The following is a 9,159-nucleotide window of genomic DNA, read 5'->3' as shown; positions in this document are numbered from 1 at the left end:
ACAAATCCCAAACAGGACAGTCGAGACGTCAGTCAGCCGAGGGGTCAGACCCGCCAGCAGCGTCACCACGTCACATCCTCACTGTCAGCCGTGGTAAGTGATGTAGCCGTTGCCGTCCTTGTCGTTGGCCTTCTTGGTGTAGGCGTGGACGTCGGCGCGGGCTCCGCCCGGCTTGTAGAAGTAGATGGTGTCCTTGTCGTTGTTCCAGATGAAGTTGCAGTTCTGGCGGTAGACGACGTTCTTGCCGTCGGAGTCGGTGCCGCGGCCGCCCCGCAGGTGGACGTAGTCGCCGGGCTGCAGGGTGTGGCTGTTCCTGAAGGTGAAGGTGTTGCCGACCGCGTCCCTGACCTTGTAGCCCTTCAGGTTCACCGTCGACTTCTTCGAGTAGTTCTTGATCGTCAGGTACTCGTTCCTGGTGTTGCCGCCGGAACACTTGTTGGAGTCCCGGCCCGGAGCGTCGTACCGCACGCCTTTGATCTTCAGGGCCGAGGAGTACTCGGCAGCCTGCGCCGGAAGGGCCGCGACAAGGCCGAGCGCGGTGAGGACCGCGGTGGCGGCGGCAGTGGTCAGGGTGTGGCGGACGCGCATGAGGATTCCCCCCTCAGTGGTGCGATTGGAGTGCCCGAAGCATATAGATGATGATCAGATGATGGTGATGAAGTGAAGGAAATGTGTTAGTACTGCAACGGTGTTTGCCGTGACGGCCGGCCGGCTCGTTCGTTGGCGTCGCCATGGGTCGCGAAGACCACAGCACCGGTCGCACGCCCCTGGACTGGGCGAACGACGGGCCCCACCCCGAACTGCCGGCCCTCTCATCGCGGCGGGCGCCCCCAACGGGCACACCACGCAGGACGGCCGTCCCGACCTCCGTCGCGCAGCAGCCGAAGGCCGGGCCGGGGTGCCCTCCTTCGCCGAGGTGCTCCAGTGGCTGCCGGCGGCGCTGGTGCGCACATGCTGCTGCGTTGCGGGGTGTTCTTCTGATGTCCGGTCGGGCGGGACCGGTCGCTGCGGGCCGGTCCCACCCACCCGGGACGGCGCATCCGGCTCAGTGGCCGCAGAACTCCGCCGTGATCGCCTGGACGATGGTGTCGGTCGGGTCGAGCCAGTCCTGGTTGAGGACGAAGGACATGGTGTGCCGGCCGTCGCGGGTGCCGCTCATCCATGTCTCGTAGCCCTGGATCGAGCCGGCGTTGCCGTAGACGGTGACGCCGCAGGGCGTCCGCGCGATCACCACACCGAGGCCGTAGCGGAAGACGTCGGTGTTCGGGAAGGAGCCCGGGGTGGGGGTCAGCATCGCGCGCAGCAGCCGGGCCGGGAGCAGCCTCCCGCCGAGCAGCGCGGAGTCGAACCGGTCGAGGTCGCCGACCGTGGAGATCATGTCGCCGTTGCCCGCGGCGAAGGAGGGGTTGTAGTCCGTGGCTTCCTGGATCTGCGTCCCGGCCGGGTCGGGCTTGGTGTAGCCGTGCAGGCGGGGGGCGGGGAGCAGCGGTGAACAGCCGGGGAAGGACGTGGCGGCCAGGTTCAGGGGGCGCAGGATCCGCCGGGTGATCAGGTCGCCGTAGGACTGGCCGGTAACCTTCTCGATGACCAGGGCCAGCAGCGAGTAGTTGGTGTTGGAGTACGCCCAGGAGGTGCCGGGGGCGAAGAGCGGCGGGTGGTCGAGCGCGAACCCGACCAGTTCCCGCGGGGTGAAGCAGTGCGCGGGGTCCTGCGTCGCGATCTGCTCGACCCTGGGGTCGTTCGTGTACTCGTACAGCCCGCTGGTGTCGTTGAGGAGCATGCGGATCGTGATGGCCGTGCCGTCGTTGCCGTTGCGGTCGACGAAGCCGGGCAGGACGTCCGCCACGGGCTCGTCGAGCCGGAGGCGGCCCTCGGCGACGAGCTGCAGGACGGCGGTCGCCACGAACGTCTTGGTGACACTGCCGATCCGGAACCGCATCCGCGCGTCGGGCCGTTCACCGGTCGCGATGTCGGCGACACCGGCCGCCAGGTCGCGGACGCGGCGCCCGGTGCGCGACTGCGCGAGCGCCCCGGGCGAGCCCTGCCGGACGGCGTCCTGAAGCACGCCGAGGAGCGCGCTGCCGTCCCCGGGGCGGTGTGCCGGGCCGTCGCGGCCGGCGGCCGAGGCCGGGGTGACGAGCAGTCCGAGGCCGAGCACGACGGCGAGCGCGCGGAGGACGGCGGTGCGCAGCGGTGGGCGGTGCATCGGAATCCCTTCGTGGCGGCCGGTGCTGTGCCGGTACCGAACCGGAGCTGTGCCGGGCAGGGGTGCGCGAGGGCTGCGGGGGCGGCTCCCGCGCGCCGTCGTGCACCGGGCCGGAACCTCGTCAGGAGGCGGCCGGGACCATCTGTGCCGCCGTGCTGCGACGGACGAAGATCAGCATGTCGGAGTACTTGCTGAGGGCGATGTCCTCGACGTCGGTGGGCTCCCAGAACCCTCCGAAGAATCGGTTGGGGTGCGCCTGCGCCGCCCACTGCCCGGCAGGGGAGGGCAGGGTGCGCAGGTCCAGGAAGTACCTGTCGTAGGGCACCGCGCCGAGCGTGTACTCGTTGAACCCCGGCTCCGGAGGACCCACGGTGAAGGCCCGCACCCCGACGCCGCCGGCCGCGGTCTCGTAGGTGGAGTCGAAGGAGCCCTGGTGGAAGGCGGTGCGGAGGTTGGTGTAGTCACGACCGAACCACTGGCGCAGGAAGCCGCCCTGCCGGGTGAAGCTGGGATAGGTGTCGCGGTGGGCGACGTGGCTGTTGTGCGCGGAGACCACCATCTTGTCGCCGGTCAGCCGGTGCCACCAGGCGACGTTCTCGGCCATGGTCCGGTCGCGGAACTGCAGCGAGTCGGTCTCCCCCTGCTCGGTGTCGGGGTAGGCGTAGAAGCGGGTGCTCTGTGCGATGGAGGCGGTGCTGTGCAGGTCGATCGGGTCGGGGGCCGGACGCTGCGCGGCCAGCAGCTCGTACGCCTCCTGGGCCCGCCGGGCCAGGTCCTGGCGCTCGGCCGGCGGCCGGTGCCGGAACTCGGTCGTGGCGGCCTGGACGGAACCCGTGGGGTGGCCGCTGTACAGCTCGGTGAACCGCTGCTCCAGGTCCGGGTAGTGCTTGGCGACATAGGCCAGCACCTTGTCGTACAGGGCGGGTTCGATCGGCCCGACGTCGAAGCCCATGTACTGCAGCTTGTGCCGGTGGTCGTGCCGTGCGTTGTAGGCCCGCATCCACTCGAAGAGCTGCGCGTACTCCTCGGTGGCGAAGAGCACCCAGTCGGACTGGAAGTTGCGCTGGATGATCTCGCGGATGTCGCCGGGGCCGCCCTGCACCCACTCGTTGACGTCGAGCCCGGCGTTCCAGCCGGCCTCGCGGGAGTACGTGGCGAAGCCCTTGTTCTCCACCAGGTGGCGGAACAGGCGGTCGTGGAGGGTGAAGAACTCGTGGCTGCCGTGGCTGCCCTCGCCCAGACCGACGAGACGTGCGGCACCGACGGATCTGCTGAACGGACGCAGGTCGGTGGACGGGCCGGCCGCTTCGGTGGTGAGCAGGGGCGTGGCCGCGCGGGTCAGCGTGGCCACCACCGCGGGGTCGACTCCCCGCGCCGGCGAGCCGGTCTCCGCCTCGGGGGAGGGCGGCCCACCGGCGGTTATGAGCAGGACCAGCAGGGGTGCCAGCACAGCGGCGCCCAGTCGCCGGGGTGAACGCGGCCAGGACGGCATGGTGCCCACTTTCCTAGGCGAAACGTAGGAGGCTCCAGGTCAGGTTGGGCCGCGTCCGCCGACGTCGCATGTTGAGCCCTGGCGCGTTCACCCGAAGGGCGCCCTGGTCACCCGGACGGCCCAGCGCTGTCCGGCAGGGGTCACGGTCCGCCGGCGTGCGAGCGGGCGTGGCCCCGACGGCGGCGGAGGTCGCCTCCTTGTCAGCCCGCTCTCGAGGCCTTCTTCCGAGACGCGCGGCGGCAGGACGCACTTCGAAGGGGTCCGGTCCGTCGACCGGGCCCCTTCGGTTCCCTGCCCCCTGTCAGAACCCCTCGACTCCTCCCGGGTCCCCTCCCGGAAGTCCTGACGCGAAGTACGACCCACGAGGTGCGGGGGCGGTTGCACGGCCTGGGGAAAGTTCTTGCGCGGACCCGTGCGACGAAGTGCACTCAGCGGTGACAATACGTCAGACATGTCATGCACGCATCCGCCGACGGAGGCCGTCATGAGCGATGCCGAACTGAAGTGGGTCCTGCGCCCCTATCTACGTGACGAGCCGCTGAAGGTGGCCGTGTCCGGGTTCCTCGGTGCCGGATTCCGGCGTGCCGTCCTCGGGGTGACCGACCGCCGGATGCTCCTGGTCAGGAGCACCTTCTGGTCGATCGGCGGCAAAGGGCTCCTGTGGGCGGATCCACTCGACGAAGTGGCGCTGGGCACCATGCCCAAGGAGTTGCACATGAGCGGCGCCTACACCGGCAACACCTACATACGCATACGCCGCGCGGACGGCAGCAGACTCCGTCTGAACCCCCGTACGAGCTTCATCGGCGGGGGAGACGACACCCGGCGCAATGTGAGCGCCCTGTACGCATCGGTCGAGGGCCGCTTCTGATCGCCTCGGAGCCGCATACGACGACGAGGTACGGGGAGGGTTGGACGGTCTTCACGGGAAGCTGCTCCGGCAGGGTTCCTTGCCCTGTCCGCCTGGGCAGGAAGCGGCGGTCGGACGCGTGTTGGGGGGCGTAGGGCGATGCTGGTACAGGAGTTACGTACCGATGTGGTGGCGCCCGCCGAGCGGTGGGATCTCTGGCAGGACATCGCCACCCGGACCCATGTCCCCAATCTGCTGCGCAGTGAGCGCAGCGACGACTTCCGGGCCACGATGCGGGTCCTGCCGCTCGGCGACCTGCAGATCGCCGAGCTGGAGCTGCCGCAGTTGGACACCGTGCGCACACCACGCACCATCCGGCGCCTGGATCCCGAGGTCCTGCAGATCAACTGCCAGCTCAGCGGCGACGGCGCGGTGGCGCAGGACGGCACCGAGGCTGTGTTCGGGCCGGGGCACTTCGTCGTCATCGACAGCAGCCTCCCCTACGACGTCCGCATCAACAGGACGTCGCAGCGGTCGACGACCCTGGTCGTCAGTCTGCCGCGGGCCCGGCTGCCGCTGCCGGCGCGCACCGTACGGCGGGTACTGGCCGTGCCGGTCCCGGCGGACCGGGGCATGGGCGGGGCGCTGCGGCGCTGGCTGACCGACACGGCCCGGCGGGCCGGGGAGTTCACCGAGGCCGACATACCGGCGCTGGCCTCGGTGACCACGGATCTGCTCGCCGCCGTGCTCGGCGGACACCTGGACTCCGAGGACACGCTGCCGCCGGAGTCCCGCCGACGGGCCCTGCGCGCCCGGATCCGGGACTTCATCGACCGGAACCTCGGCGATCCCTCGCTCTCCCCGGCGACCGTCGCGGCGGCCCACGGCATCTCGGTACGCCATCTGCACCAGCTGTTCACGGCAGAGGGCGAGGCGCCGGCGGCCTGGATACGGCACCGCCGGCTGGAACGCTGCCGGCGTGACCTGGCCGACCCCCGGCTGCGCGGCCGCTCCGTCCACGCCATCGCCGCGCGGTGGGGCTTCACCGACCCGGCCACGTTCAGCCGGGTCTTCCGCCGGGTGTACGGCATGACGCCGACCGACCACCGCCGTCATCAGGAGGAGCGGTAGGGTCCACCCACCGTTCTGCCGGAATCGACAAGATCCCTGCACGGATGGTCAAGGTTCCGGGCGTCCGGTAAGCGCATGCTGGTACCTGTGCACGGTGGAAGCTGTGCACAGCGGGGAACCGGGGGGAAGCAGCGTGCGGTGCCGGCGAACGTCGGCGTCCGTTCGGCACCGCACCGCTTGCGTTTCGGCAACAGCCCCCTGTCCGGCAGTCCCTGCGCCAGGCTGTCCCTGCGCCCGGCTGTCGCGCTAGCTCGCGTGCTCCACGAAGCGTGCCGCCGTCTCGGTGAGGACCTCGCGGCCGTCCCGGGACCACAGTGCGTCGTTGAACAGCTCCACCTCGATGGGGCCGGTGTAGCCGGCCGCCTCCACGTGGGCCTTCCACTCGCGCATGTCGATCGCGCCGTCGCCGATCTGGCCACGGCCGTTGAGGACGCCCTCGGGCAGCGGGGTGGTCCAGTCGGCCAGCTGGAAGGTGTGGATACGGCCCTGGGCGCCCGCGCGGGCGATCTGTGCGGGGGCGCGGTCGTCCCACCAGATGTGGTACGTGTCGACGGCGACGCCGACCTGGTGGGCGGGGAAGCGTTCGGCGATGTCCAGGGCCTGGGCGAGCGTGGAGACCACGCAGCGGTCGGCGGCGAACATGGGGTGCAGCGGCTCGATGGCCAGGCGTACCCCGTACTCCCCCGCGTAGGGGGCGAGTTCGGCGAGGGCGTCGGCGATGCGTTCGCGGGCGGCGCGCAGGTCCCGGGAGCCGGTCGGGAGTCCGCCGGAGACCAGGACCAGGGTGTCGGTGCCGAGGGTGGCGGCCTCGTCGACGGCGCGGCGGTTGTCGGCCAGGGCGGCGGCCCGTTCGGCGGGGTCGGTCGCGGTGAGGAAGCCGCCACGGCACAGGGTGGTCACCGCCAGGCCGGCGTCCCGGACCAGTTTCGCGGCGGCGTCGAGCCCGTAGGCCTGGACGGGCTCGCGCCACAGGCCGACGCCCGGTACGCCCAGGGCCCGGCAGGCCTCGACGAGTTCGGGCAGGGAGAGCTGCCTGACGGTCATCTGGTTGATGCTGAAGCGGGCGAGGCCGGGGGGCGTCATGGGGTCACTCCGTGCAGGTGCAGCAGGGTTCTCATGCGGTCCTCGGCGAGTTCGGGGTCGGGGAACAGGCCGAGGGTGTCGGCGAGTTCGTAGGCGCGGGCGAAGTGGGGCAGGGAGCGGGCCGACTGGAGGCCGCCGACCATGGTGAAGTGGCTCTGGTGGCCGGCCAGCCAGGCGAGGAACACCACGCCCGTCTTGTAGAAGCGGGTGGGCGCCTGGAAGAGGTGGCGGGAGAGTTCGACGGTGGGGTCGAGGAGGGCGCGGAAGCCGTCGGTGTTCCCGGTGTCGAGGACGCGGACGGCCTCGGCGGCCAGGGGGCCGAGGGGGTCGAAGATGCCGAGCAGGGCGTGGCTGAAGCCCTGCTCGTCGCCCGCGATCAGCTCGGGGTAGTGGAAGTCGTCGCCGGTGTAGCAGCGCACGCCCCGCGGGAGGCGGCGGCGCAGGTCGATCTCGCGTCGGGCGTCGAGGAGCGAGACCTTGATGCCGTCGACCTTGTCGGGGTGGGCGGCGATGACCTTCAGGAAGGTGTCGGTGGCCGCGTCGAGGTCGGTGGAGCCCCAGTAGCCCTCCAGGGCCGGGTCGAACATGGGGCCGAGCCAGTGGAGGATGACCGGTTCGGTGGTCTGGCCAAGGAGGTGGCCGTACACCTCCAGGTAGTCGTCGGGGCCGGCCGCCGCGGCGGCGAGGGCGCGGGAGGCCATGAGGATGGCCTGGGCGCCGGACTCCTCGACGACGGCGAGCTGTTCCTCATAGGCCGCGCGGACCTCGGCGAGGGTGCCGCCGGTGAGCTGGTCGGTGCCGACGCCGCAGGCGATGCGGCCGCCGACCGCCTTCGCCTCGGCGGCGGAGCGGCGGATCAGCTCGGCCGCGCCGGCCCAGTCCAGGCCCATGCCGCGCTGCGCGGTGTCCATGGCCTCGGCGACGCCCAGTCCGTGCGACCACAGGTGGCGGCGGAAGGCGAGGGTGGCGTCCCAGTCGACGGCGGCCGGTGAGTCGGGGGACACGTCCGCGTACGGGTCGGCGACCACGTGCGCGGCCGAGAAGACGGTGCGGGAGGTGAACGCGCTCGCGGAGGTGGCGGCCCTGGGTTCGGTGCGGGGTTCGTAGGGGCGCAGGGCGCCGTTCGCGTCGGGCAGGTGGAGGGTCACAGGGCGATCTCCGGCACGTCGAGGCGTCGGCCCTCGGCGGAGGACTTCAGGCCCAGTTCGGCGAGCTGGACGCCGCGGGCGCCGGCCAGCAGGTCCCAGTGGTAGGGGGCGTCGGCGTGGACGTGGCGCAGGAACAGCTCCCACTGGGCCTTGAACCCGTTGTCGAACTCGCCGTTGTCCGGGACCTCCTGCCACTGGTCGCGGAAGGCCTCGGTGGCGGGGATGTCCGGGTTCCAGACCGGCTTGGGGGTGGCCGAGCGGTGCTGGACGCGGCAGCCCCGCAGACCCGCGACGGCGGAACCCTCGGTGCCGTCGACCTGGAACTCGACCAGTTCGTCGCGGTGGACGCGCACCGTCCAGGAGGAGTTGATCTGGGCGACGGCACCGCCTTCGAGTTCGAAGACGCCGTAGGCGGCGTCGTCGGCGGTGGCGTCGTAGGGCTTGCCGTTCTCGTCCCAGCGCTGGGGGATGTGGGTGGCGGTGAGGGCCTGTACGGACTTCACGCGGCCGAAGAGCTCGTGCAGCACGTACTCCCAGTGCGGGAACATGTCGACGACGATGCCGCCGCCGTCCTCCGCGCGGTAGTTCCAGGAGGGACGCTGGGCGTCCTGCCAGTCGCCCTCGAAGACCCAGTAGCCGAACTCGCCGCGCACGGACAGGATCCGGCCGAAGAAGCCGCCGTCGATGAGGCGCTTCAGCTTGAGCAGGCCGGGGAGGAAGAGCTTGTCCTGGACCACGCCGTGCTTGATGCCGGCCGCGTTCGCCAGGCGGGCGAGTTCCAGGGCGCCGTCGAGGCCGGTGGCCGTGGGCTTCTCGGTGTAGAGGTGCTTTCCGGCCGCGATCGCCTTCTTGAGTGCCTCCTCGCGGGCGGAGGTGACCTGGGCGTCGAAGTAGATGTCGATGCTGTCGTCGGCCAGGACCGCGTCCAGGTCGGTGGAGACGTGGTCGAGACCGTGGCGTTCGGCGAGCGCCTTCAGCGCGTGCTCGCGGCGGCCGACCAGGACCGGCTCCGGCCACAGCACGGTGCCGTCGCCGAGGTCGAGTCCGCCCTGCTCGCGCAGGGCCAGGATGGAGCGGACGAGGTGCTGGCGATAGCCCATGCGCCCGGTCACACCGTTCATGGCGATTCGCACCGTCTTGCGTGTCACGTCGTTCCCTTCGTACGCGGACCGCGCGCCGCGTACGCCCCACCTGTCACGCGGCGGGGCCGTCGCGGGGCGGGTGACTGGTGAACGTAACAGCAAGCGCT

General features: G+C 71.0%; 8 protein-coding genes. 2 read left to right on the top strand and 6 right to left on the bottom strand.

Going from position 1 to position 9,159, the window contains the following annotated elements; translation table 11 throughout:
• Nucleotides 1–84: 84 nt before the first annotated feature.
• The 3 genes from ACIF9R_RS36060 to ACIF9R_RS36050 form a co-directional block, all read right to left on the bottom strand.
• Complete coding sequence (locus ACIF9R_RS36060; RefSeq protein WP_399986989.1) at nucleotides 85–588, bottom strand: lamin tail domain-containing protein; 504 nt, start codon at nucleotides 586–588, stop codon at nucleotides 85–87.
• Nucleotides 589–1,045: 457 nt separating this feature from the next.
• A complete protein-coding gene (locus ACIF9R_RS36055; RefSeq protein ID WP_399986987.1) occupies nucleotides 1,046–2,206 on the bottom strand; it encodes a serine hydrolase domain-containing protein in 1,161 nt (386 codons plus the stop codon).
• Nucleotides 2,207–2,327: 121 nt separating this feature from the next.
• On the bottom strand, nucleotides 2,328–3,698 hold the full coding sequence (locus ACIF9R_RS36050) for an erythromycin esterase family protein (protein ID WP_399986985.1): 1,371 nt from the start codon (nucleotides 3,696–3,698) through the stop codon (nucleotides 2,328–2,330).
• 484 nt (nucleotides 3,699–4,182) lie between these two features.
• On the opposite strand from ACIF9R_RS36050, the gene ACIF9R_RS36045 reads away from it, so the two are divergent.
• A complete protein-coding gene (locus ACIF9R_RS36045) occupies nucleotides 4,183–4,569 on the top strand; it encodes a hypothetical protein (protein ID WP_399986983.1) in 387 nt (128 codons plus the stop codon).
• A gap of 138 nt (nucleotides 4,570–4,707) precedes the next feature.
• Nucleotides 4,708–5,679, top strand: a complete 972-nt coding sequence (locus tag ACIF9R_RS36040; RefSeq protein WP_399986982.1) for a helix-turn-helix domain-containing protein — start codon at nucleotides 4,708–4,710, stop codon at nucleotides 5,677–5,679.
• A 246-nt stretch (nucleotides 5,680–5,925) separates the two neighbouring features.
• Here ACIF9R_RS36040 and ACIF9R_RS36035 read toward each other — a convergent pair whose 3' ends face one another.
• From ACIF9R_RS36035 to ACIF9R_RS36025, 3 genes are read right to left on the bottom strand one after another with little or no spacing between them, the layout of a single operon-like run.
• Nucleotides 5,926–6,762, bottom strand: coding sequence for a sugar phosphate isomerase/epimerase family protein (locus ACIF9R_RS36035; RefSeq protein WP_399986980.1), 837 nt, complete (start codon nucleotides 6,760–6,762; stop codon nucleotides 5,926–5,928).
• Nucleotides 6,759–7,910: a dihydrodipicolinate synthase family protein gene (locus tag ACIF9R_RS36030; protein WP_399986978.1), complete on the bottom strand. Its 1,152-nt coding sequence runs from the start codon at nucleotides 7,908–7,910 to the stop codon at nucleotides 6,759–6,761. Before ACIF9R_RS36030 ends, ACIF9R_RS36035 begins: the two co-directional genes overlap by 4 nt.
• The gene (locus ACIF9R_RS36025; protein WP_399986976.1) at nucleotides 7,907–9,058 is read right to left on the bottom strand and encodes a Gfo/Idh/MocA family protein; all 1,152 of its coding nucleotides are present in this window, start codon (nucleotides 9,056–9,058) and stop codon (nucleotides 7,907–7,909) included. Before ACIF9R_RS36025 ends, ACIF9R_RS36030 begins: the two co-directional genes overlap by 4 nt.
• Nucleotides 9,059–9,159: the final 101 nt, after the last annotated feature.

This window comes from Streptomyces sp. NPDC086080 (genome assembly GCF_044540255.1).
In the GTDB taxonomy this organism is placed as follows: Bacteria; Actinomycetota; Actinomycetes; order Streptomycetales; family Streptomycetaceae; genus Streptomyces.
This window is presented reverse-complemented; position numbering and strand designations above follow the sequence as displayed.